A 22,209-nucleotide genomic window follows, 5' to 3' on the forward strand; every position below is an offset into this window, starting at 1 on the left:
ATAGCCACTATGGAAGGCCAGGGTATACCGAACAATGCAGACTATAGTTTGCATGACGCGGCCGGGGGCGGGACCGGGGGGCCACCGGCATGGTTTCCCGGGAAAGGGGCTGGCCCGGAAGATCCGCTAGAGGCCTGTTTTCACTGAATTTCCGGGTGCTGCGCCGGTCACGACGGCCAATTGCCCCGCCCCTATCGATGGGCCCGCTGCGATTGCATCCATTGCCCGGGACCGCGCCTGCCGCGCAGACCGGCGCGGCCCGCGCCCGCCGCAGGTCACCCGCATTTTTTCCGACACCACCCAGAGGCATGCGCCGCCATCCCTCCGCCTCCGCTGCGGCGCGTGGACAGCCCCGTCGTCCGCGCAACCAGCGGCCACCGGCATTGCCTTGCCGCAAGCCGTCGTCAGCCAAGGCTGGGCGGCTGGCGCCCGCCGTCCCCCCGGCATTGCCGTCAGCGGCGGCGGCGCGCTGCGCGTGTTCGCGGATCTTCCATTCGATCAGCGGGCGCAGCCGTGACACCTGCACCGGCTTGGTCATCACCGCAAAGCCCATCTCTTCCCCGGCCTGCCGCAGGCTTTCGCGCCGGTCGGCGGTGATCATGATGGCGGGCACCTCGACGCCGGTTTCGGCCCGGATCGCGCGGATCGCGGCGATGCCGGTGTCCTGATCGTCCAGCTGGTAGTCGACCAGAAGGATGTCCGGCGCCATGCCGATATCGCGCACATGCTGCAGGGCCTCGGCGGTGGACCCGGCGGGCAGGACGCTGGCGCCCCATGTCTCCAGCGTCTGGGTGGTGGCAAAGAGCACGTTGGCGTCGTTCTCGACGACCAGCGCGATGCGGTCCATCGGCACGTCGCCGATCACCGCCGGGCCGGGCTGCGGCTCGGGGATCAGGTCGGCGCCGTCGACCGGGTCGAATTCGATGCAGAAGACCGACCCGACGCCGATCTCGGAATGCATCCAGAGCCGGTGCCCCAGATGGCGGCAGGTGCGTTCCACGATGGACAGGCCCAGCCCCACGCCCGACCCCGACGGCACGTTCCCGGCGCGGGCGAATTCCTCGAAGATGCGGCCCTGGTCCTCTTCGCCGATGCCGATGCCGGTATCCCAGACCTGAAGCTCTATCTTGTCGCCGCGCCTGCGGCAGCCCATCAGCACGCGCCCGCCGGGTTGCGAGTACTGGATCGCGTTCACCACGAGGTTCTGCACCGAGCGCAGCAGGTAGGTCGGGTCAGAGCGCACATGCACCGGGCAGGACACCATGCGCAGATCGACCCCGCGCTGTTCGGCCAGCGGCATCTGGTCCTCGAAGACGCCCTGCATGATCGACCCGAGGCTCAGCACCGTCGGATGCACCGTGTCCTGATCGCTGCTGTCCAGCCGCGAGATGTCCAGAAGCGCGTGCAGCAGTTGCTCTATCGAGGAAAACGCCCCCTTCAGCCGGTCGATCATCGGCGCGTGGACCGTATCCACCGCGTTCTGCTTCAGCGTGGCGATCAGCAGCTTGGCCGCGTTGATCGGCTGCAAAAGGTCGTGTGAGGCCGCCGCCAGAAAGCGCGTCTTCGAGCGCACCGCCGCCTCGGCGCGTTCCTTGGCCAGCCGCAGTTCCTCTTCGACACGGGCCTTTTCCTCGTATTGCTGGGTCAGGCGCTCGTTGGTGCGGGTCAGTTCCGCCGTGCGTTCCGTCACGCGGTTTTCCAGCGTCTCGGTGGCGCGGTTTTCCAGCGTCACGTCCTTCAGTTCCACGATGAAGCCGCCGTCGGGCAGAAGGTTGGCCTGCAGGTCGAAGACCTGCCCGGTGCGGCTGCGCACCTGCCGCCGCACCCGGCCCTTCCGCATCAGCCGCTGGCGCCAGACGTCCACCTGCAACAGCGCGCGTTCCGCGATGTAACCCCGGCTGGACAGCAGGTGCAGCAGCCGCGTCAGGGTCATGCCCTTTTGCAGCGCCGTGTAGGGCAGCCCCGACAATTGCCGGAACTGCTGGTTGTGCATGACCACCTCACCCTCTGCCGAGAAGGTGCAGATGCCCGATGTCATGTTCTCGAAGACCGCCTGCAAATAATCGGCCTGCCTGTCGATCAGGTGCTCTTTCTCGCTGCGGTTCTGCCGCACGATAGAGGTGATCTCGGTCAGCAGCAGGATCATGTTCTCGGACGAGGTGCGCTGCACCGAAAGCTGATACCAGCGGTCGCCGGTCAGCTCGATCACCAGCGAACCGGAGGGGGCGGCCATGGCGGTAGACCCGATCTGCCGGTCGGTGGAGACCAGGTGCCGGCTGTCGCCCATCAGCGCGAAATAGCCCTGCAGCGACAGCCCCGGCGTCAGGCGCGGGGATATGTCGGGCAGGATGTTGCGGAACAGGTCGTTGCAGACGTCCAGCCGCCCCTCGGTGAAGAGCGCAAAGCCCTCGCCCATGGCAGACAGCGCCTCGTCGAGGTTCTTGCGCGTGCGCTCGCGTTCGACCCGGACGCTTTCCAGTTCGGTCGTGGCGCGTTCCAGATCGCGGTTCTTGGCGGCGACCTGCGCCTGCAACTCGATGGCCGACTGGAAGGCGCTGTAGGCGGTCTGGCCGATGTCGTTCTGCCGGGTGGCGCGGCGCACCAGCGCGTTGATGATCTTGTTCTGCCGCTCCAGCCGGGTTTCCAGCGCTTCATCGGGGTCGATCAGGTTCATCAATGCAGGCGACCTCCTCCGGATCGAAGAAGGCGATGCCGACGAAGGTCTGGTTCATGTGCAGCCCGCGGTGCTGTTCGCCGTAGGTGTTGAAGCCGAAGACGCTGTGCCGCCGGAAGATGTCCGAGACCTGCGCGCCCAGCTGCTTCTGCTCAATCTCCAGCTTTCGCAGCACGCAGTCGAAGGCGAGGATGAAGTCGGGCGGCGCCCCTGCGGGCGTGCGCAGGTCCAGCTCTGCCTCCAGCGTCGGCAGGATCTCCTTGCCGCGCCCCAGCGTCATGATCAGCCCGTCGTCGATGGCGGCAAGAAAGGACATGGCCTGCGCCTCGTGGATGCCCGCGACGGCGCGGATGTAGTGGTTGTTCCTGTGGCAGACCAGCATCGGGTTCTCGGCGAAGACCTGCGGCGACAGGTCCTCGACCGCGCAGCCGATCAGCCGGGCGTATTCCTGCGCGGCGGGGGCGCCGTTGATTTCCAGCACCAGCCGTTCCTCGGTCAGCGCCTGCGTGATCACCAGTTCGCGCCCGGCGGGCAGGAAATGGTCGAAGCTGAGGCCCTGGTACTGCAGGTTGGTTTCCACCAGCAGCAGCAGGGCAGCGTTGTCGTGACAGGCGCCGTCATGCAGGATCATCGTGCGGTCGAAGGACAACCCGTCCCCGGCGGAACCACCGAAGACCGGGATGCCCTCCAGCACCGATTCCAGCACCGAGGCCAGCAGGTCCTCTTGCTTGGACAACCCGTCGGCAAAGACCAGCGCCAGCCGGTTCCAGCCCGCGGTATGGGTGAACTTGGCATTCCGCTTGCCGACCGTTTCGACGATCGAGGCGATGGACAGCGGCTTCAGCGGCGTGAACAGCGCCGAGGAACAGCGGAAATTCTCGCGCCTGAAGGCGATCAGCAGCAGGGCGTCGTTCTGATAGCCCTCGGCGGTGATCTGGCCCGCCGTGGTGCAGCCGAAGACCGGCACCCCCGGCAGGTGGGCGTTCAGCGCCTCGGCGACGCTTTCGCAGTCCAGCGCCGCGGGCAGGAAGGCCAGCACGAAACAGGTATCGGGCAGGCTGATCCTGCCCGCCGCTTCCGCCACGGCGGTGCGCGGGTCGTCCGAATGGGAATGCGAGACCGTCACGTAGGACGGCCCCTCGCGGGGGAAATCATCGTCACGCATGGCAGTCCCGTGGTGTCAGTGGCACAGGAAGTTGCGGGTCTCGGGCTCTTCTTCCGTGGCGATGGCGCTGGCGCGCGCCGCCTCGACCATCAGCGCCGCCTGCGTGCGGTTGCGCACGCCAAGACGCCGCAGCAGGGCGGTGATATGGGCCTTTACCGTCGCCTCGGCCAGCTGCAGCTCGTAGGCGATCTGCTTGTTGGGCTTGCCGGCGCAGATCAGCTTCATGACTTTCTGCTGTTGCGGCGTCAGCGAGGCGAGGTTGCCTTGCAGGCCCTCTGGCAGGGGCTCTTCCCCTTCGCCTTCGTCGCGGTAGTCCTTGGGCACATGCTTGCGGCCCTTGGCGATCTCGCCCAGCACCGACTGAAGCTCTTCGACCGGGGTGTCCTTGGTCAGGAACCCCGCAGAGCCCTCCTGCATCAGCGCCGTGACCACGGCGCGCGAGGTCAGCGACGAGATCACCAGGATCGGCACGTCCGGCACCCTTGCCCGCAGGGTCACGAAGCCGGAAATGCCGTGCACGTCCGGCAGCTTCAGGTCGAACATCACCAGATCGGGGCGGAACCCTTCGTCCAGCGCCTTCAGCGCGGCGCCAAGCGACCCGGCCTTGCGGACGGTCACGCCGCGAAACACGCCTTCCAGTGCGGATGCAAGCGCGTCGATGAACAGCGGATGATCGTCCACGATAAGCACCGTGGAAACCGAAGGCCCCGAGTCGACCATCTTGAAGTGTTGCATGGCCAATCCTCCCCACCGGAAAGCTAGCCGAAATGCACCGTAATGCAACCATCTCGCGCGGGTTTGCAGAGGCCGGGCGGAACGCCTGTTTTCCGGGCCTGTCGGATGCGGATGCCTGATAGGGCAGCCTGCGGCCCCTATTCCGCCCGCTGCAGAAGACCCGGTCGGGACCGGGCGCGGCCCCGCAGGTCGGGCAGCACGGCGCCGGGGCGAATGCGGTCGGCACCGATCAGCGACAGGGCCGGGACACGCGGCGCGCCTCAGGCCTCCAGCGTGGCGGGCTGGCCCGACAGCACCAGCACGCGGTCGGCAAGGCGGTCGGCCTCGGCCCGCGAATGGGTGACGAACAGGGTCGCGGGCCGGGTTTCGGCGATCAGCGCCTCGGTCAGGCCGATCATCTGAGCAGCCCGTTCCGGGTCAAGCGAGACGAAGGGCTCGTCCATGATCAGGAAGGCCGGGCGCCCGGCAAAGGCCCGCGCCAGCGACAGCCGCCGCTGCTGGCCCAGCGACAACTGGCCGGGAAAGGCATCGCCCCTGCCCGCAAGGCCGACACGCTGCAGCGCGGCCCGGGCGGCGGGCTTGTCCAGCCCCGGCTGGGTCAAGAGCAGGTTGTCCAGCGCCGAGCGCCACGGCAGCAGGGTCGGCTCCTGAAAGACGATGGCCGTGGCGTCGGGGCGCGTCACCCGGCCCTGAAAATCGCTGTCGATCCCCGCCACGATCCGCAGCAGCGTCGACTTGCCGATCCCCGAGGCCCCGAGCAGCGCCACCGTCTCGCCCGGCGCGACGTCGAAGCGCACGCGGCCCAGCACCTGCGTGGCTCCGAAGCGTTTCGAGGTGACGTCGACCGCGATCACGCCTGCCTCCAGCGGCGCACGCGGCGCTCCCGTGGTTGCAGCACCAGCCACTCGACCACCAGCATGACGGCGATGAAGGACAGGGCGTAGACCAGCACCATGGCCACGTCGAAAAGCTGGAAATAGAGGTGGATCTGGAAACCGACGCCCGACGAGCGGCCAAGGAATTCGACCACCAGCACGATTTTCCAGATCACCGCGATCCCGGCCCGCGCCGCCCCGGTGATGAAGGGCGCCAGCTGCGGCAGGGTCACATGCCGCAGCCGCGACAGCGCCGACATCCGGTAGACCCGCGCCATGGCGTCGAGGTTGGGGTCCAGCGCCCGCGCGCCTTCGCGCACCACGGTCGCGACATTGGGGATCTTGTTCAGCGTCACGGCAAGGATGGCCGCCGTCTCGTTCAGCCCGATCCAGAGATAGCAGAGCACGATCAGCACCAGCGCGGGCAGGTTCAGGAAGACCACCAGCCACGGATCGAGCCAGCGATTCACCCGGTCCGACCGCCCCATGACCAGCCCCAGCGCGATGCCCAGCCCCATGGCCAGCGCTAAGGCCCAGGCCACCCGCCAGAGCGTCGCGCCAAGGTGGTAGGGCAATTCGCCGGAAGAGGTCTCGCGCAGGAAGGGCTGCACCAGCGCCCGTGGCTGCGGCAGGATCTGCGGGTCGGCGGTCAGCGCCGCCGCCACGATCCAGAGCACCAGCAGCCCGACAAGCGACAGGGCAGAGGTGGCCGCAGGGGGGCCGGTCATCGGGCGATCCTTCTGCCGTTATTCCACGTCGGCGAAGAGGCCGCCGGGGATCTCGGTGGCCGCGCCCACCAGCGCCTCGCCGCCCAACGCGTTCATCAGCGCCAGCATCTTGTTGGCGCCCTCGATGTCAACCGGCCCGCGCGCCGGGATGCCCGCGATCCAGTCGGCCTTCAGCGCCTCGAACTGCGCGTCGGTGTTCGCGTTCATCATCGGGCGGATCGCCTCCCATGCCGCATCGTCCTTGGCGAGCATGTCCTTGGCCGCGCGGCTGGCCTCGTAGAAGGCCTGCGCCAGACCGGAGGTCTCGTTCAGGAAGCCCTGCTTGAAGTAGTAGCCCAGAAGCGGCGTGTCGGTGTTCAGGCCCAGCGCGGTGGCCGCCTCTGCGACGGAGATCACCTCGACCATGCCCGACGCCTTCATCTTGGCGAGGAAGTGCCAGAAGTTGATGGCACCGTCCAGCTCGCCCGACAGGCCGGATTTGAAGATCAGCGGCGGCGCGCCGAAGACCTGTTCGGTCTCGGCGGCGAGGTCCATGCCGTACTCCTGCTGCGCATAGGCGCGCAGGATCAGCCACGACTTGTCCAGCGGGCCGCCCGCGATGCCCAGCTTGCCCCCGGCCAGATCCTGCAGCGTCTCGACGCCGCTGCCCGCCGGCGCCAGAAGGCCGCCCACGGCCCCGGAATAGGGGATGAAGGTGTAATCCTTGCCGCCCGCGGTCTGGCGCGCGACCCAGATCCAGTCGGCCACGGCCATGTCGGCCTCGCCGCCCTCGACGGCAACGCGGGTGGCGCCGTTGTCGGCATAGGGCTGCATCTCCAGCGTGAAGCCGTGTTTCTCGTCCAGCCCGTTCCGGATGATGGTTTCCAGCTCCCAGTTGACGGTGCCGATCTTCAGCGTCGCGGCGCGGACCACCGGCAGATCCTGCGCGGCGGCGGGCAGGGCCAGCGTCACCATCAGCGCGGCGGCCCCGAGGCGCTTGATGAAATCGGGCATCTCTGTCCTTCCCTTCGACAGCCGGACGCCCGCATTCCCCGGCCCCCGTATCACTTTGATCGCAGGCCCGGGCATGACGGCCCGGCCTTTTTGGTGCAGCCGGTCCGGTCACCTAGGCATCCGGCGTGGCGGCCCGCCTTGCAGCGGGTCTTGTCCGATAGGCCGAATGGCCCGGCATTCCTCCCGACGCCGTCCGGCGCGGCGCCGGTAACCAAAAACGTCGGCATCGCCATGCCGGAATCAAGGGCCTGCCGGCAGCCCCCTATCGCCGCCCTCTGCCCGGACCGGCGCGGCAGGGGCGATGACGGGACGGGCACGGTCAGCCGCAGGCACAAGACCCGGGCCGTCGCGTGCACGAAGCGCCGCCTGCGCCCGGCCTAGACCACGACCTCCATCGCGTCCTGCTGGCCGACGTCGAAGACGCGCTTGTAGCGCTCGATCTCTTCCACCGGGCCCATCGCCTTGTTCGGGTTGTCGGACAGCTTCACCGTCGGGCGGCCATCGGCGCTGACCGCCTTGCAGACAAGGCTGAAAGGCGCCAGCCGGTCGCCGGGGGTCAGGCCCCGGAAATCATTGGTCAAAAGCGTGCCCCAGCCGAAGGATATCCGCACCCGCCCGGCAAACTGGGCGTAAAGCTCAAGGATCTTCTCTTCGTCCAGACCGTCCGAGAAGATGATCAGCTTGTCGCGCGGATCCTCGCCGCGCTCCTGCCACCAGCGGATCGCCACCTCGGCCCCGGTCGCGGGATCACCCGAGTCGATGCGGATGCCGGTCCAGCCCGCCAGCCAGTCCGGCGCGCGCTTCAGGAAGCCCTCGGTGCCATAGGTGTCGGGCAGGATCATCCGCAGGTTGCCCTCGTGCTCTTCGTGCCAGTCGGCAAGCACATCGTAGGGCGCGCGGGCCAGCGCCGCGTCGCCATCGGCCAGCGCGGCATAGACCATGGGCAGCTCGTGCGCATTGGTGCCGATCGCCTCCAGATCGCGGTTCTTGGCGATCAGGCAGTTGGAGGTGCCGACGAACTCGGGGCCAAGCCCCTCCAGCATGGCCTGCACACACCAGTCCTGCCAGAGGAACGAGTGCCGCCGCCGGGTGCCGAAATCGGCGATGCGCAATTCGGGGACAGTGCGCAGGCGCTCGACCTTTTCCCACAGCTTGGTCATGGCGCGGGCGTAAAGCACCTGAAGCTCAAACCGCGCCATGTCGTGCAGGACGGCGCGCCCGCGCAGTTCCATCAGCACCGCAAGCGCCGGGATCTCCCACATCATGACCTCGGGCCAGTTGCCCTCGAAGGTCAGCTCGTACTGGTCGCCCACGCGCTCCAGATGGTAGGCGGGCAGGCGCAGCCCCTCGAACCACTCCATGAAGTCGGGGCGGAACATCTGGCGCTTGCCGTAAAAGGTGTTCCCGCGCAGCCAGGTGCTTTCGCCGCGCGAAAGCGACAGGGAGCGGATGTGGTCCAGCTGCTCGCGCAGCTCGCCCTCGTCGATCAGCTTGGCCAGCGGCACCGACTGCGTCCGGTTGATCAGCGAAAAGGTCACCTGCGTGTCGCGACGGTTGCGGAAGACCGACTGGCACATCAGAAGCTTGTAGAAATCGGTGTCGATCAGCGACCTGACGATCGGGTCGATCTTCCACTTGTGGTTCCAGACTCGCGTGGCGATGTCCATGGCACGTCCCCCTCATCCTGCCTTGGGGGTGATACGCCATTGCTTCCGGGAGGGAAAAGCGTTTTCTCCCCGTGCTCCGGGCGGACCGGTGCGGCCAGCAGACCCGCCCGGCGCGCAGCGCACCGTCGCGGCATGGTGCCTTGGCGCGGAACCCGGCGCTGACCGCCCGCGCCACAAGGACACAGGCCGGAACCCAACGGCGCATCGGGGCGCGCCGCGCCCCTGCCCGCCCGGACCGAACCGCAAAGCCCCTAGGTCAGGGTGACGCCCGCCTCCTGCATCGCGGCCAGCGAGGCGGCGAGCGATCCGTCGAGGTCGATGGCCCGGCACAGCTCGCGCCGCACCGTGACACCAAAGCCCAGCCGCGCCGCGTCGATGGCGCTGAAGCCCACGCAGAAATCCGTCGCCAGCCCGACCATGACAAGGCTCTCGATGCCGCGCGTGCGCAGGTAGCCTTCCAGCCCGGTGGGGGTCTGGCGGTCGTTCTCGAAGAAGGCGGAATAGCTGTCGATAGCGGGGCGAAAGCCCTTGCGGACGATCATGTCGGCGCGGTCCACCTCCAGCGCCATGTGGAACCCGGCGCCGGGGCTGCCCTGCACGCAGTGGTCCGGCCACAGGACCTGCGTACCATAGGGCATCTCGACCGTCTCGAAGGGGGCCTTGCCCGCGTGGTGCGACGCGAAAGAGGAATGCCCCGCCGGGTGCCAGTCCTGCGTCAGCACGACGGCCTCGAAATCCGCCATCAGGGCATTGATCGGCTGGACGATCTCGTCCCCGCCCGCGACCGCCAGCGCGCCGCCGGGGCAAAAGTCGTTCTGCACGTCGATGACGATCAGCGCCTGCATGGCAGTCCTCCGTTTGCTTGCGCCCACCCTAGGGGCGCCGAAAGGGAATTGCCATGGCCGCCGCGCCGGTCTATGCCCCGCCCCTTTCTCTCGGGAGGCATTGTGATGGCACGCATCGGACTGGACTTCGGCACCTCGAACACCGCCGCCGGGGTCATGGCGGGCGGACGCCCCTACGCGATCCCGCTGGAGCCGGGCGCCCAGACGCTGCCCACCGCCGTCTTCATCGACTACGCCGAGCGCCGCTATGTCTACGGCAGCGCCGCCGCCCGGGCCATGCGCGACGGGCAAGAGGGCCGCTTCATGCGCGCGCTGAAGTCGATCCCGGGCACCCCGCTGGCCCGCGAACCGCGCCGCCTGCTGAACGAGCGCGTGACGCTGATCGAGGTGATCGCGCGCTTCCTCACCGAGATCCGGCAAAGGGCCGAGGCGCATACCGGCATGCGCTTCGACACGGCGCTCTCGGGCCGCCCGGTGCGCTTCCACTCCGCCTCCGCAGAGCGGCACGCACAGGCGCTGGAGGACCTGCGCGAGGCCTACCTGATGGCGGGCTTCAAGGCCGTCGACTTCCTGCCCGAACCCGAGGCCGCCGCGCTGGCCGTCGACGGCGCGGGCCGCATGCTGATCGTCGACATCGGCGGCGGCACCTCGGACTTCACGCTGTGCGACCGCGTGGGCGACCGGACAGAGGTGCTGGCCAGCACCGGCCTGCGCCTCGGTGGCACCGACTTCGACAAGGCGCTGTCGCTGGCCCATGCCATGCCGCTTCTGGGCTACGAATCCGAGATCGGCGCCGAACTGGGCAGCCGCACCCACACCGCGCCCCGCGCGCTGTTCCAGGACCTCGCCTCGTGGGAGAAGATCCCCTTCGTCTACGAGGCCGCGCTCCTGCGCGAGGTGCAGCGCTGGGTCCGGCTGGCGCCCGATCCCGAACCCTTCGAACGGCTGGCCGAGGTGCTGGAAAGCCACCTTGGCCATGACATCGCCTATGCGGTCGAGGCCGGCAAGATCGAGGCCAACGGCGCGCCGCAGGGCCTGATCCGCCTGACAGAGGTCGAACGCGGCCTGTCCGTCCCGCTGACGCAGGACGCGCTGGCCGGGGCCACGCAGGGCTTTGCCGAGCAGATCGCGGCGACCGCGCTCGACTGCATCGCCGAGGCGGGCGTGGCGCCGGGCACCGTCACCCAATGCGTTTTCGTCGGCGGCTCCAGCCTGCTGGCGCCGGTCCGCGCCGCCATGGCCCGCGCCCTGCCCGACGCCCTGCCAGTGGACACAGAGGTCTTCACCGCCGTCGTGAACGGCCTTGCCATTGCGTCAGAAAGACCTGTTGAGACCGCGCGCGCCTAGGCCTATCGAAAACCCATGTTCACCGTCTGCGCCCTCTACCACTTCACCCGATTCGAGGATCCGGAGGCCCTGCGCCAGCCGCTGATCGACCTCTGCACGGCGGAACGCATCACCGGCACGCTGCTTCTGGCGGGCGAAGGCATCAACGGCACCGTCGCCGGGCCGCGCGCGGGCATCGACCGGCTCCTGGCGCAGATCCGCACCCTGCCCGGCTGCGCCGACCTCGAATGGAAACTCTCGACCGCCACGGACCGCCCCTTCGCCCGCCTCAAGGTGCGGCTGAAGCGCGAGATCGTGACCATGGGCCAGCCCGACGTCGATCCGACGGCACGCACCGGCCACTACGTCGAACCCGCCGACTGGAACGCGCTGATCCGCAGCCCCGACGTCGCCGTGATCGACACCCGCAACGATTACGAGGTCGCCATCGGCACCTTCGAAGGCGCCGTCGACCCGAAGACCGACAGCTTCCGCGACTTCCCCGCCTGGTGGGAGGCCAACAAGCACCGCTTCCACAACAAGCGCATCGCCATGTTCTGCACCGGCGGCATCCGCTGCGAGAAATCCACCAACTGGCTGATCGGACAGGGCGTCGAAGAGGTCTACCACCTCAAGGGCGGCATCCTGAAATACCTCGAAGAGGTGCCCGAGGCTGACAGCACATGGCAGGGCGACTGCTTCGTCTTCGACGGCCGCGTCTCGGTCGGCCACGGGCTTGTCGAAGGCCCGCACGACCTGTGCCACGCCTGCCGCCGCCCGATCCTGCCCGGGGACCGCGTCCGCCCGGAATACGAAGACGGCGTCTCCTGCCACCTCTGCGCCGGGGAAACCTCCGCCGAGGACAAGGCCCGCTTCCGCGAGCGGCAGAAACAGATCGCCCTCGCCCGCGCACGCGGCGAACGCCACCTGCATGCGGATGTCGAGGACGACTGAGACCCGGGCCTCCTCCTCGCGCCACGCCTTCGCAACGGTCCGCTCACCGCGCGGGCCGCGTCACAGCCCCCTTCCGGTTTCTTCTTGGCAAAAATACCCTCGGGGGCCGAAGGCGGGGGCAGCGCCCCCTCTTACGCCGCCACCATGCCCCGCGCCCGGCTGCCGCGCGTCAGGATCACCACCATGATCGCGATGTTCAGCCCGTTCCACACGATCCCGTTGATGAAGGCCCATTGGTAGCTGCCCGTCCAGTCGTAGATCGCGCCGGACATCCAGCCGCCCAGGGCCATGCCCACGATGGTCATCATCATCACGAAACCGACCCGCGCGCCGGCCTCCCGCGCGGGCAGGTACTCGCGCACGATCACCGCATAGCTCGGCACGATGCCGCCCTGGCTCAGGCCGAAGATCAGGCTGACCACATAGAGGCTCACCAGCCCCCCGGCGGGCAGGTAGAGGAACAGCGCAAGGCATTGCAGGGCAGAGCCGATCAGCAGCGTGCGCACGCCGCCAAGCCGGTCCGCCAGCACCCCCGAGACCAGCCGCGACACGACACCGCCCAGCAGCATCAGCGACAGCATCTCGGCGCCCACCGCCGCGCCAAAGCCCAGGTCGACGCAAAGCGCCACGATATGCACCTGCGGCATCGACATGGCGACGCAGCAGGCCACCCCGGCCAGCCCCAGCATCCATTGCAACTGGCGCGGGCTGAAGCCGGTGGCGCGGGCGCGGCTGAGCGAGGCCGCCTCGGCCTGTGCCAGCGCCTCTTCCGGCACCCGCCGCCGCAGCAGCTGCGCCAGCGGCAGCACGATCACCACGGTCAGCACCGCCAGGATCAGGTAGATCATGCGCCAGTCCGCATCGGCGGCCAGCCAGCCCAGCAGCACCGGCCAAAGCGCCCCCGACAGGTAGTTGCCCGAGGCCGCGATGCCCACGGCGATGCCGCGCCGCCGCTGGAACCACTGGCTGACATCCGCGATCAGCGGCCCGAAGCTTGCCGCCGTGCCGAAACCCACGACCAGCTGCACCAGCGCCAGCACCGCGATCGAGGGCGACAGCGCCGCCAGCCCGTAGCCCGCCGCGCTGAGCACCGCCGCCCCGCAAAGCGCGGCGGTCACGCCGTAGCGGTCGACCGCCCTAGCCGATGACCATATTGCCCAGCGCGAATCCCAACATGGTGGTGACATAGGGCAGCGAGGCCTCCGCCCGGCCAGAGCCGAACTCTGCCTGTACCTCCGGCATGATGACGATGATGGCCCACATTCCGACATTGCCCATGACCGCGATCAGCACGGTCATGCCAAGACGGAGCCAGCTGTACCGGCTGTCGAAGAGAGAATCGCTTTTCATGGCCGCAAGCTAGGCCCGGACGCGCCGCTCTGGTAGGTCGAATCCGACCGGAGGAGGAAAGACGATGTCCGATGCGATCAGGCGCCATGTCCTGCGCGATGGCCAGACCGAAGTGACGGTCCTGTCGCTGGGCTGCTGCGTGCAGGACTGGCAGGTCGCCGGACGGCGTGTCGTGCTGGGCTACGCCGACCCCGAGGATTACCGTGCGAACCCGAAATCCATGGGCATGACCGTGGGCCGCGTCGCCAACCGCATCTCTGGCGGGCGCTTCACATTGGACGACCGGACCTCGGATCTGCCGCGCAACAGCGGGCCGAACACGATCCACGGCGGCCCCGACGGTTTCGGCAAGCGTCTCTGGCGGATGCAGCCCGAGGGCGCGCGCGCCGTCACACTGCACCTGGCCTCGCCGCATCTGGATCAGGGCTTTCCCGGCGCGCTCGAGGTCTCTGTGCGCCTGACGCTGGACGGCGCCGCCCTCACCTGGGAGATGCTGGCCCGCCCGGATCGCCCGACGCCGGTGAACCTGTGCCAGCACCTCTATTTCAACCTCGCCTTACGGGGCGACATCCGCGACCACCGTTTCCACATCGCCGCAGAGCGCTATACCCCGACCGACGCCGCAACCCTGCCGACCGGAGAGATCCTGCCGGTCGCGGGCACGCGCTACGACTTCCGCGCACCGCAGCGGCTGGCCGAGATCGACCCCGGGCGGGCGGGCTACGACCTGAACTTCGCCCTCGACGGGGGCGCCGGTCCGGCGGCCACGGCGGAAAGCCCGGACGGCATGCGGCTGCGGCTGTGGACCGACCGGCCCGGGCTGCAATTCTACACCGGCGCCCATCTGACGCACCACGGCACGCCCCGGCCCGGTGTGGATCACGCCGCCTTCGGCGGCTTCTGCATGGAGGCGCAGGATTTCCCGGACGCGGTCAACCGGCCCGGTTTTCCCCCGACGCTCTGCACGCCCGACCACCCCTACCGGCAGCGCACCACCATCGAGATCGCGCCGACCTGATCCGGCGGGCAGAGGGCCCGCGCGGCGCGGCGGGCGTGCCTAGAAATAGCCCCGCACGAGGCTTCCGGCCAACAGCGCCCAGCCATCGGCGATCACGAAGAAGGCAAGTTTGAACGGCAGCGAAACGATGGCTGGCGGCACCATCATCATGCCCATCGACATCAGCACGGCGGCCACGACAAGGTCGATGATCAGGAAGGGCAGGAAGATCAGGAAGCCAACCTGAAAGGCCCGCGCGATTTCCGACAGCATAAAGCTGGGGACAAGGATCGACAGCGGCGCCCCGGGTTCCAACAGCCGTCCGGCGGCATCGGGCCTCAGATCCGCCATGGCCCGGAAGGTATCGGGATCGACCCGGCCCGCCATGAAGACGCGGAACGGCGCCAGCGTATTCTGCGCCGCCTCTTCGACCGCGATCTCTTCGTTCAAAAGCGGTTCTATGCCGGTCTCCCGTGCCTCGGTGACGACCGGCTCCATGACGAAATAGGTCAGGAACAGCGCAAGGCTGACGATCAGCATGTTGGGCGGCGATTGCTGAAGCCCCACCGCCTGCCGCAGGATCGCCAGAACCGTGACCATGAAGGGAAAGCAGGTCACCATGATCGCGATGCCGGGCGCCGTGCTCAGCAGCGTGATCAGGACGATCAGCTGAACCGAGGTCGCGGCGACAGAGCCGCCCTCGCCAAGGTCGATGGCGATCGACTGGGCCATGGCCGCATCGGGCAGCAGCAGAAGCCCCGCGGCGGCCAGCAGGGCGGCGGGCGGGCGGCGCATGGATCAGGCCGGGGTCTGCAGATCGACGACCTCGGTCAGGCGCACGGCAAGCTGGCCCGCGCCGTCGCCCTCCATCACCTCCAGCACGCCGATCCCGATCAGCTTGTCGCCGACAAAAAGCTCCACCGGGTCGTCGAGTTGCTTGTCGAGCGTCAGGACCGACCCCTCGTTCAGTTGCAGCAACTCGCGCACCAGCGGACGCGCCCGCCCGACAGAGACGGTGATCTCGATCGGGACATTGGTGAAGGGCGTGCTGGCCTCTTGCGAGCCGGCCTTGGGCGTTATCCATGGGCGATCTTCCTCTGATTGTCGTGGGTGAAGCCTTCGACCGCCTCGGTGACCGATGCGATCAACTCTCCAAGGTCGATCTGCCGCTCGGTCTCGCCAAAGCGGATATCGGCCTGGTCCTCGTTCAGCGTTGCGTCCGCCGCCAGCTTGATCGGAAAGCCGAAGTCCTGTTGCAGAAGGCCCTGCACCGCCTCGACCCGCGCGGGCGCAACGGCGATGACCACGTCAAGCGCGCCGATTTCCTGCGTCAGGGCATCCAGCTGGTCCGCGATATGCTGCGACAGCGTGGCCCGCGCGATCTGCGGCAGCACGGTTCCCGCCATCTCGTTGAGGATCGGGGCCACGGCGCTCATGACCTGGCTGTAGGCCTCGTGATAGGTGAAGGACAGATCCTGCAAATGCTGGCCGAAGGCGCTGGAAATCCGGGTCCGGTCATCGGACTGCGCCTTCACCGCGTCGTCCCACCCGGCCTTGTAGCCCTTTTCGAAGGCCTCCAGCTTTGCCCCCTCGATCTCGGCCTCGCCGATCCCGGGCGCCTCGGGTTCGACGGCGCCGCCTGACCCCGGGCTTCCGAAGTCCTCCAGCAGGCTGGCAAGCAGGCTCATGCCGCGTTCTCCCGGTCATCTTCGAGCCAGCTGCGCAGGATTTCGACGGTTTCCGATTTGCGTTCCTCGATGAGGCCGCGCAGGCGATCCACCGGGTCCTCCTCTGCCGGGGCATCGAAATCGACCATGCCCATGCCGCCGAAGTCCGGGCCGTCGCCCATCACCGGCAGGTCGCCCAGAGCGTCTACCGGGTCGATCTCGCCGTCGAGGGCCGCGCCGACCTCTTCTTCGGGCGCCGGAAGGGCCCCGGCCACGGCGGCCTCGCCGCGCGACAGGATCGGGCGCAGGACAAAAAGCCCGAGGATCAGCGCGACGATGGCCAGAACGCCCATCTGGATCAACCGCATGGTGTCGATGGCCCCGGCGAACAGGCCGGGCTCTGCCGGGCCGGTGCCCAGCCCCTCGGGCCGGTCGAAGGGCAGCGAGCGCAGGGTGATCCGGTCGCCGCGCGCCTCCTCGAAGCCGACCGCCGAGGCGACGAGCTCGCGCAGGGCCGAAAGCTCTTCTTCCGGCAGCGGCACGAAGGTCTGCGTGCCGTCGGCGCCGGTCTCATAGCTGCCGTTCACCAGCACCGCGACGGTCAGGCGCCGGATCGCGCCCGGCTGGCGCTTGATCTCGCGCGTGGTTTCGGACACCTCGTAGTTGATCCGCTCGCGCGTTTCGGCCTTCTGCGAGGACGAGCTTTCCGGCCCGCCCGCCGCGCCGTCGGGCAGGTTCGAGGCCACGGTGACATCGCCGCCGCCGGTGTTTTCCGCCCGGTCGGTCAGCTCCTCGGTATCGGTGGAAATGACCACACGGCTCTCGGGATCGAAGCTGCGCTCGCGAATCAGCTCGCTGTCGGTGACCTGGTCGACGCTGACCTCGACCACCGCGTTGCCGGTGCCGACCCGCGCCTCCATCAGGCGCTGGACACGGTCGCGCAGCTGCGCCGCCTTGTCCTCGGCGGTGATGCCGCCGCCGTTTTCGTCCTCGGCACCGATCAGCCCGCCCTTGCCGTCGATCACGGCCACGGCCTCTGGCGTCATGCCGGGCACGGCGGAGGCCACGAGGAACTTCAGCGCCCGCGCCTGCTGTACCGACAGGACGCCGCCGGTCGTGGTTACCGAGATCGAGGCAGAGGGCGTGATGTCGCGCTGGAAGGGATTCGCAGAGCTGTTGGCAATGTGGACCCGGGCGCTGGCGATCTGCGGGTTCGACACGATGGTGCGCGCCAGCTCGCCCTCTTTCGCGCGCCAGTAGGCGGCGTCGAACATCTGCGAGGTGGTGCCGAAGCCCGACAGCGTGTCGAGCAGTTCGTAGCCCTGCCCGTTGTTGGCGGGCAGCCCCTCGCTGGCGAGGGTCAGGCGCAGGGCATCGCGGTCCGAATCGGGGACGAAAATGGCCCCGCCGCGCACGTCATAGGCGATGCCGCGCGCCTCCAGCGCCTTCACCACCTCGCCCGCCGCCTCGTTTTCCAGCCCCGCGTAAAGCAGCGCGAAATTCGGCGCCGAGGCAAGCCGCGACAACCCCAGCACGGCAAGCACCATGGCAAGCGTGGCACCGACAACGACCATTCTTTGGCGCCCGCCCAGGGCATTCCAGCTTTTCAGGACCTGGCTCAAGATCGACCTCCGCTCCAAACGTTCTGTTCGGTTGGGGGAAGATTGACCGATCCGACTTAACAATCAGTTAGCCCCTTTCGGCCTATAAGCGGACAGCACCGGACAAGAGGTGAAGAATGTCTGACACCACCGTCGACGAAGTGGCGCTGGCAGCGAAGAAGCCCTCCAGGCTGCCGCTGATCATCGGGATTGTGCTGGCTTTGGCCGGCGGCGGCGGCGGGTTCCTTGCCGTGCAGTCCGGGATGATCGGCGGCGGTTCCGGCGCGCATACAGAAGAAGAGCACCTGGCCGGGGACGTCCCCGACACCGCGCCGCTGCCGCAGGTCGCCTTCGTCGAAGTGCCGCAGATCACCGTGTCGCTGGGGCCGCATTCGGATGTCGACCACCTGCGGTTCCGCGCAAGCCTTGAAGTGCCCGTCGCACATGAGGCCGAAGTGCAGGGCATTCTGCCGCGCGTGCAGGACGTGCTGAACAGCTACCTGCGCGCGCTGGAACCGGAAGACCTGCGGGCGCAGGGCGCGCTGGTGCGTCTGCGCGGGCAGATGCTGCGGCGGGTCAAGCTCGTCGCCGGAGAGGGACGGGTGCGCGACCTTCTCGTCCTCGAATTTGTCCTGAACTGAAAGGAACGGGAATGGAAATGATTGCGGATATCCTGCTGGTGGCGGGCGCGCTTGGGGCCGGCTTCTACTGCTTCATCCTTGCGCGGCGGCTGACCCGGTTCACCGACCTGGAAAACGGGGTCGGCGGGGCGGTGGCCGTCCTGTCCGCGCAGGTCGACGATCTGACGAAAACCCTGCACGCGGCGCAGGCCACGGCGGGCGATTCGTCGAGGTCTCTGCAGGACCTGACCGACCGGGCCGAGGATGTGGCGCGGCGGCTGGAGCTGCTGGTTGCCTCGATGCACGACCTGCCGCAGGCCAATGGCGCGGCCCCGGCAGAGGGCGCGGACCCGGTCTTTGTCCGCCACTCCCGCAACTGAGGGCGCCGTCATGACCCGGACACAGACCGCCCCGCCGCCCGGATCCGCCCCGAAGCCCCGGCGCCGCAAAGGGCGTGCGCGCGGCACGCTGGCCGCCGTCGGCAGCCTGCTTGTGGCCTCGGCCCTGCTGCGCACCGCCATCGGCGCCGGGGAGGCCCTCGCCGGGGAAGACCCGGCGCCGGGGCCCGGGATGCAGGCCGCGACCGCGCAGGACCCCGCGCCCATGGCACGGCAACACGCCGCGGCGGCCCCGCCAGGCGGCGCGCCGATACTGGCAGAGGCCGACCTCATGCCGCTCCTCGACTCGCTGAGGGCGCGAGAGGCGCGCATCCGCAAACGCGAAAGCGAGATCGACATCCGCATGCAGGCCCTTTCCGTCGCCGAGCAGGAAATCGACCGGAAGCTGGCGGCGCTAGAAGAGGCCGAGAAGGCCCTGCGCGCAACGCTCGCCCTCGCCCAGACCGCCGCAGAGGATGACCTGGCCCGCCTGACCGATGTCTATGCCAACATGAAGCCGAAGCAGGCCGCGGCGCTGTTCGAGCAGATGGACCCCGAGTTCGCGGCAGGCTTCCCGGGACGGATGAGGCCCAACGTGGCCGCCGCCATCATGGCGGGGATGAAGCCCGAAACCGCCTATCTCGTCAGCGTTATCGTCGCGGGGCGGAATGCCGAGGTGCCGAAGGAGTAGCCCTGTCCGGGACCGCGGCGCCGTCCCGCTTGCTTTGCGCCGCCTGTCGTGGCGCGGCGGGTGCATCCGCGCAACAGCCAGCCGAGACTCGCCGATGGCGGCGGGTCAATGCGGCCTTCGCACTGGTCAACCGGAAGGTCATGACATAGTCCTTTCCGTATATAAGCCCTGACGCTATCGTGAGATCGGGATTCCCGAACCCGGGATTGTCTTTCGACGTTACTCGTCCATGATACCTCTGCCTTCACTGCCAGAAAGAGTGCTGCCATGATCAATCGCCGTACCCTCCTCGCCGCCGCGGCAGCGACTGCCGCGATGCCCGCCCATGCCTTCGAGGTCGATCCGATCTTCCGGCCCCAGCGTGTGTCCATCAAGGGAGACGTTGCCCCGGGTCAGATCCTGATCCTGCCCGGCGCGCATTTCCTCTATTACATCGACCAGCCCGGGTCCGCGATGCGCTACGGCGTCGGCTTTGGCCGGGCCGGACAGGCGATCTCGGGCACCTATGTCATCGGCAGAAAGAAGGAATGGCCGACATGGCGCCCGACCAATGCCATGATCGAGCGTAATCCTGCGGCCTACGGGCGCTTCAAGGGCAATGACTATGTCCAGCCCGGCGGCCCGTCCAACCCGCTGGGCGCCCGCGCGCTGTACCTGTATCGGGACGGGCGTTACACCTTCGACGCCATCCACGGCACAACCGAGCCGCAGTCGATCGGGCGCTCTGTCTCGAACGGCTGTGTGCGGCTGGTCAACGACCATGTGCTGGACCTGTACCCGCGCGTGCCGGTGGGAACCAAAGTCACCGTTCTGTGACAGACCTGAACGGGCGCCGGGACTTCGATCTGATCGTTCGGGGTGCCGGCCCGGCAGGCGCCGCGACTCGCCATGACCGCGGCGAAACTCGGCCTGCGCGTGGCGCTTGTCGACCGCAAGCGCTTTCCCCGGGACAAACTCTGCGGTGGCGGGCTGACCGGGCGCGCCATGGCGCACCACCGGCGAATCTTCGGCGCCGACCACCCGGATGTCCCGATGGAGGTGCGCCGGGATTTCGCCTTTCATGCCTTCGGGCAGGATCTGGGCATGACGCGGGACGCCCCGCCGATCCATCTGGCCATGCGCCGCGAGCTGGATCGCCACCTTGTCGACCGGGCGCTGGCCGCCGGGGCGGTGGATGTCACCGGCCATGCGCTTGACCTCGACCCGGGCGATCCCGCAGGCCCGGCACTGTTCAACGAAACGATGCGGCTGACGGCGCCGCTGCTGATCGCGGCGGACGGCGTCAACAGCCCCACGGCCAATGCCCTGTTCGGGCGGGCCTTCGACCGCGACCGGATCGGCTTTGCGCTGGAGATCGAGCACCCCGGCGCCGACCCCGCGCGCCCCCTGCGAGATCGACTTCGGCGCGGCGGAATGGGGCTATGGCTGGCAGTTCCCGAAAACCACCGGAACCACCGTGGGCGTTGGCGGCATCATGGCCCGCAACCCCGACCTGAAACGCGCCATGAAGGCCTATATGGCGCGGCTCGACATCCCCGAAGGCGCCCGTGTGAAGGGCCAGTTCCTGCCCTTCGGCGGGTTCCGCAAACGGCCCGGGCAGGGGCGCGTGCTGCTGGCGGGGGATGCCGCCGGTCTGGTCGACCCGATCACCGGAGAGGGCATCGCCCATGCCCTTCACAGCGGCGAGCTTGCCGCGCAGGCCGCCGCCCAGGCGCTTGGCGCGGATCACCCCGAGGCGGCGCTGGGGCGCTACACCACCGCCCTTCGCCCGATTCACAACGGCCTGACCCTGGCCCGCCTTCTGCGCACAATCATGTTCCGCCACGCCCTCAGGCCCGCCTTCATCCGAAGCTTTCGCGAATCACGCAGGCTGCGCGAAGAATACCTGCGCCTGCTGGCCGGAGAGACCGATTACGCCCCCTTGATGCGTAAAACAGCCCGGAGAATGCCGGGATTCGCCGCCCGCGCCTTATTTGGTCGTTGACCTTTGGGAACCTTTTCCTCTTAAAGTTGTTTAGATGACATTAGGCTCTCGCAGCTGTAGTGTCATAGCAGGAGGTGGAAATGGCAGCAGTGGCATATGTCTTCGGCAGTGTGGTGGCTTTCATGGCCAGCCTGATCGCTTTTGCCTTCACCGACGCAAGCTTCGGCACCTCGGCCCTGATCTACCTCGGCGGCTCGGTCCTGCTTGGCACCCTGATCGTGGTGCTGGGCAAGCTGCGCGGCCTTTTCGGTGCACGCCACGAGCCCGAGGCCCAGACCTCATTCTGAGGCCTGGGCGATCAAAGCCTCGACCTGCGGCCCCGGGGTTTCCACGATCCGGGCAACGCCGTCCTCGTTCGGGTGAATGCCGTCGGCCTGCATGAAGGCATCGAGATCGGCGGGCGCGGCCCCGTCCTCCATCAGACCGTCAAAGAAATTCCCCGCCAGCAGCGTGCCGTAGGATTCGGCAAGCTCGGGATAGATCGCCTCGAACGCCGCCTTGTAGTCGGGGCCGTAGTTGCCCGGCGCCTGCATGCCGACCAGCAGGACCTCCAGTTCCCCGGCCTGCGCGACCTTCAGGATACCCTCGATATTCCCGCGCGCCACGGCAGGGTCGATCCCGCGCAGCAGGTCGTTGCCGCCCAGCGTCACGATCATCGCGTCGATCTCGGGCGTCAGCGACCATTCGACCCGCGCCAGCCCGCCTGCGGTCGTATCGCCGGACACCCCGCCGTTGACGATGCGGACATCATGCCCGCGCGCGGCCAGCCAGGCCCGCAGCTGCGGCACAAATCCCTCGCTTTCCAGCAGCCCGTAGCCCTGCGTCAGGCTGTCGCCCAGCGCAAGGATATGGACCTGCTCCGCCGTCGCGGGCTGTCCCCACGCAAGCGTGACCGCAAGCGCCGCCTTGCTGGCCAGCGCCCCGGCCCCATATCTGACCCGTAGCCTCATGACCGGACCC

At 68.3% G+C, this 22,209-nt stretch carries 22 protein-coding genes and 1 pseudogene; 9 read left to right on the plus strand and 14 right to left on the minus strand.

The features are described from left to right. Positions 1-7 precede the first annotated feature (7 nt). The 8 genes from ABFB10_RS08900 to pncA form a co-directional block, all read right to left on the minus strand. Positions 8-2,674, minus strand: a complete 2,667-nt coding sequence (locus ABFB10_RS08900; protein WP_347166237.1) for a hybrid sensor histidine kinase/response regulator — start codon at positions 2,672-2,674, stop codon at positions 8-10. Further along, positions 2,652-3,839 (minus strand): FIST N-terminal domain-containing protein, encoded by a 1,188-nt coding sequence (locus ABFB10_RS08905; protein WP_347166238.1) that lies wholly within the window; start codon positions 3,837-3,839, stop codon positions 2,652-2,654. Before ABFB10_RS08905 ends, ABFB10_RS08900 begins: the two co-directional genes overlap by 23 nt. Before the next feature lie 15 nt (positions 3,840-3,854). Then, positions 3,855-4,574 carry a LuxR C-terminal-related transcriptional regulator gene (locus tag ABFB10_RS08910; protein WP_347166239.1) on the minus strand — a complete coding sequence of 240 codons (720 nt, stop codon included), beginning with the start codon at positions 4,572-4,574 and terminating at the stop codon, positions 3,855-3,857. Positions 4,575-4,834: 260 nt separating this feature from the next. Then, on the minus strand, positions 4,835-5,428 hold the full coding sequence (locus tag ABFB10_RS08915) for an ABC transporter ATP-binding protein (protein WP_347166240.1): 594 nt from the start codon (positions 5,426-5,428) through the stop codon (positions 4,835-4,837). Beyond that, positions 5,425-6,177: an ABC transporter permease gene (locus ABFB10_RS08920; protein WP_347166241.1), complete on the minus strand. Its 753-nt coding sequence runs from the start codon at positions 6,175-6,177 to the stop codon at positions 5,425-5,427. The genes ABFB10_RS08915 and ABFB10_RS08920 overlap by 4 nt, the downstream gene beginning before the upstream one ends. Positions 6,178-6,195: 18 nt before the next feature. After that, positions 6,196-7,170, minus strand: coding sequence for an ABC transporter substrate-binding protein (locus ABFB10_RS08925; protein WP_347166242.1), 975 nt, complete (start codon positions 7,168-7,170; stop codon positions 6,196-6,198). Between the two features lie 377 nt (positions 7,171-7,547). Further along, on the minus strand, positions 7,548-8,837 hold the full coding sequence (pncB, locus tag ABFB10_RS08930; RefSeq protein ID WP_347166243.1) for a nicotinate phosphoribosyltransferase: 1,290 nt from the start codon (positions 8,835-8,837) through the stop codon (positions 7,548-7,550). A gap of 251 nt (positions 8,838-9,088) precedes the next feature. After that, a complete protein-coding gene (gene pncA, locus ABFB10_RS08935; RefSeq protein ID WP_347166244.1) occupies positions 9,089-9,682 on the minus strand; it encodes a bifunctional nicotinamidase/pyrazinamidase in 594 nt (197 codons plus the stop codon). 105 nt (positions 9,683-9,787) lie between these two features. Here pncA and ABFB10_RS08940 point away from each other — a divergent pair, with 105 nt between their 5' ends. Together ABFB10_RS08940 and trhO are read left to right on the plus strand one after the other, a co-directional pair. Then, the gene (locus ABFB10_RS08940; protein ID WP_347166245.1) at positions 9,788-11,029 is read left to right on the plus strand and encodes an Hsp70 family protein; all 1,242 of its coding nucleotides are present in this window, start codon (positions 9,788-9,790) and stop codon (positions 11,027-11,029) included. A 15-nt stretch (positions 11,030-11,044) separates the two neighbouring features. After that, entirely contained in the window at positions 11,045-11,962 is a 918-nt protein-coding gene (gene trhO, locus ABFB10_RS08945) for an oxygen-dependent tRNA uridine(34) hydroxylase TrhO (RefSeq protein WP_347166246.1), read from the plus strand. A 131-nt stretch (positions 11,963-12,093) separates the two neighbouring features. Here trhO and ABFB10_RS08950 read toward each other — a convergent pair. Then, positions 12,094-13,312 (minus strand): annotated as a pseudogene (locus ABFB10_RS08950) (MFS transporter). A gap of 64 nt (positions 13,313-13,376) precedes the next feature. Between ABFB10_RS08950 and ABFB10_RS08955 the strand changes: the two are divergent. Beyond that, the gene (locus ABFB10_RS08955; RefSeq protein ID WP_347166247.1) at positions 13,377-14,330 is read left to right on the plus strand and encodes an aldose epimerase family protein; all 954 of its coding nucleotides are present in this window, start codon (positions 13,377-13,379) and stop codon (positions 14,328-14,330) included. A gap of 39 nt (positions 14,331-14,369) precedes the next feature. On the opposite strand, the gene fliP is transcribed toward ABFB10_RS08955, so the two are convergent. Genes fliP through fliF form a run of 4 tightly spaced genes read right to left on the minus strand, consistent with a single transcriptional unit; the run spans position 14,370 to position 17,598 of the window. Continuing rightward, positions 14,370-15,104 (minus strand): flagellar type III secretion system pore protein FliP, encoded by a 735-nt coding sequence (gene fliP / locus ABFB10_RS08960; protein ID WP_347166248.1) that lies wholly within the window; start codon positions 15,102-15,104, stop codon positions 14,370-14,372. A gap of 3 nt (positions 15,105-15,107) precedes the next feature. Further along, a complete protein-coding gene (locus ABFB10_RS08965; RefSeq protein ID WP_347167982.1) occupies positions 15,108-15,389 on the minus strand; it encodes a FliM/FliN family flagellar motor switch protein in 282 nt (93 codons plus the stop codon). Continuing rightward, positions 15,386-15,997, minus strand: a complete 612-nt coding sequence (locus tag ABFB10_RS08970; protein ID WP_347166249.1) for a FliH/SctL family protein — start codon at positions 15,995-15,997, stop codon at positions 15,386-15,388. The genes ABFB10_RS08965 and ABFB10_RS08970 overlap by 4 nt, the downstream gene beginning before the upstream one ends. Then, positions 15,994-17,598, minus strand: coding sequence for a flagellar basal-body MS-ring/collar protein FliF (gene fliF, locus ABFB10_RS08975; RefSeq protein ID WP_347166250.1), 1,605 nt, complete (start codon positions 17,596-17,598; stop codon positions 15,994-15,996). The genes ABFB10_RS08970 and fliF overlap by 4 nt, the downstream gene beginning before the upstream one ends. Positions 17,599-17,714: 116 nt before the next feature. On the opposite strand from fliF, the gene ABFB10_RS08980 reads away from it, so the two are divergent. The 6 genes from ABFB10_RS08980 (at position 17,715) to ABFB10_RS09005 (ending at position 21,536) form a co-directional block, all read left to right on the plus strand. Then, on the plus strand, positions 17,715-18,218 hold the full coding sequence (locus ABFB10_RS08980) for a flagellar basal body-associated FliL family protein (protein ID WP_347166251.1): 504 nt from the start codon (positions 17,715-17,717) through the stop codon (positions 18,216-18,218). A gap of 11 nt (positions 18,219-18,229) precedes the next feature. Then, positions 18,230-18,577 (plus strand): hypothetical protein, encoded by a 348-nt coding sequence (locus tag ABFB10_RS08985; RefSeq protein ID WP_347166252.1) that lies wholly within the window; start codon positions 18,230-18,232, stop codon positions 18,575-18,577. A gap of 10 nt (positions 18,578-18,587) precedes the next feature. Then, on the plus strand, positions 18,588-19,265 hold the full coding sequence (locus tag ABFB10_RS08990) for a MotE family protein (protein ID WP_347166253.1): 678 nt from the start codon (positions 18,588-18,590) through the stop codon (positions 19,263-19,265). Positions 19,266-19,532: 267 nt separating this feature from the next. Next, positions 19,533-20,081, plus strand: coding sequence for a L,D-transpeptidase (locus ABFB10_RS08995; protein ID WP_347166254.1), 549 nt, complete (start codon positions 19,533-19,535; stop codon positions 20,079-20,081). Between the two features lie 526 nt (positions 20,082-20,607). Beyond that, the gene (locus ABFB10_RS09000) at positions 20,608-21,249 is read left to right on the plus strand and encodes a hypothetical protein (RefSeq protein ID WP_347166255.1); all 642 of its coding nucleotides are present in this window, start codon (positions 20,608-20,610) and stop codon (positions 21,247-21,249) included. 80 nt (positions 21,250-21,329) lie between these two features. Continuing rightward, a complete protein-coding gene (locus ABFB10_RS09005; RefSeq protein WP_347166256.1) occupies positions 21,330-21,536 on the plus strand; it encodes a hypothetical protein in 207 nt (68 codons plus the stop codon). Here ABFB10_RS09005 and ABFB10_RS09010 read toward each other — a convergent pair. Then, positions 21,528-22,199 (minus strand): arylesterase, encoded by a 672-nt coding sequence (locus ABFB10_RS09010; protein WP_347166257.1) that lies wholly within the window; start codon positions 22,197-22,199, stop codon positions 21,528-21,530. The genes ABFB10_RS09005 and ABFB10_RS09010 overlap by 9 nt on opposite strands. Positions 22,200-22,209: the final 10 nt, after the last annotated feature.

The organism is Ponticoccus litoralis, from assembly GCF_039769985.1.
Classification (GTDB): domain Bacteria; phylum Pseudomonadota; class Alphaproteobacteria; order Rhodobacterales; family Rhodobacteraceae; genus Ponticoccus; species Ponticoccus litoralis.

What these genes read in the sequence shown, in the direction of transcription:
- ABFB10_RS08910 (WP_347166239.1), bottom strand. Translation starts at nt 4,574, where the DNA reads ATGCAACACTTCAAGATGGTCGACTCGGGGCCTTCGGTTTCCACGGTG.
- pncB (WP_347166243.1), bottom strand. Translation starts at nt 8,837, where the DNA reads ATGGACATCGCCACGCGAGTCTGGAACCACAAGTGGAAGATCGACCCG.
- fliP (WP_347166248.1), bottom strand. Translation starts at nt 15,104, where the DNA reads ATGCGCCGCCCGCCCGCCGCCCTGCTGGCCGCCGCGGGGCTTCTGCTG.
- ABFB10_RS08925 (WP_347166242.1), bottom strand. Translation starts at nt 7,170, where the DNA reads ATGCCCGATTTCATCAAGCGCCTCGGGGCCGCCGCGCTGATGGTGACG.
- ABFB10_RS09005 (WP_347166256.1), top strand. Translation starts at nt 21,330, where the DNA reads ATGGCAGCAGTGGCATATGTCTTCGGCAGTGTGGTGGCTTTCATGGCC.
- ABFB10_RS09010 (WP_347166257.1), bottom strand. Translation starts at nt 22,199, where the DNA reads ATGAGGCTACGGGTCAGATATGGGGCCGGGGCGCTGGCCAGCAAGGCG.
- ABFB10_RS08905 (WP_347166238.1), bottom strand. Translation starts at nt 3,839, where the DNA reads ATGCGTGACGATGATTTCCCCCGCGAGGGGCCGTCCTACGTGACGGTC.
- ABFB10_RS08900 (WP_347166237.1), bottom strand. Translation starts at nt 2,674, where the DNA reads ATGAACCTGATCGACCCCGATGAAGCGCTGGAAACCCGGCTGGAGCGG.
- trhO (WP_347166246.1), top strand. Translation starts at nt 11,045, where the DNA reads ATGTTCACCGTCTGCGCCCTCTACCACTTCACCCGATTCGAGGATCCG.
- ABFB10_RS08940 (WP_347166245.1), top strand. Translation starts at nt 9,788, where the DNA reads ATGGCACGCATCGGACTGGACTTCGGCACCTCGAACACCGCCGCCGGG.
- ABFB10_RS08970 (WP_347166249.1), bottom strand. Translation starts at nt 15,997, where the DNA reads ATGAGCCTGCTTGCCAGCCTGCTGGAGGACTTCGGAAGCCCGGGGTCA.
- pncA (WP_347166244.1), bottom strand. Translation starts at nt 9,682, where the DNA reads ATGCAGGCGCTGATCGTCATCGACGTGCAGAACGACTTTTGCCCCGGC.
- ABFB10_RS08920 (WP_347166241.1), bottom strand. Translation starts at nt 6,177, where the DNA reads ATGACCGGCCCCCCTGCGGCCACCTCTGCCCTGTCGCTTGTCGGGCTG.
- ABFB10_RS08980 (WP_347166251.1), top strand. Translation starts at nt 17,715, where the DNA reads ATGTCTGACACCACCGTCGACGAAGTGGCGCTGGCAGCGAAGAAGCCC.
- ABFB10_RS08995 (WP_347166254.1), top strand. Translation starts at nt 19,533, where the DNA reads ATGATCAATCGCCGTACCCTCCTCGCCGCCGCGGCAGCGACTGCCGCG.
- ABFB10_RS08990 (WP_347166253.1), top strand. Translation starts at nt 18,588, where the DNA reads ATGACCCGGACACAGACCGCCCCGCCGCCCGGATCCGCCCCGAAGCCC.
- ABFB10_RS08985 (WP_347166252.1), top strand. Translation starts at nt 18,230, where the DNA reads ATGGAAATGATTGCGGATATCCTGCTGGTGGCGGGCGCGCTTGGGGCC.
- ABFB10_RS08955 (WP_347166247.1), top strand. Translation starts at nt 13,377, where the DNA reads ATGTCCGATGCGATCAGGCGCCATGTCCTGCGCGATGGCCAGACCGAA.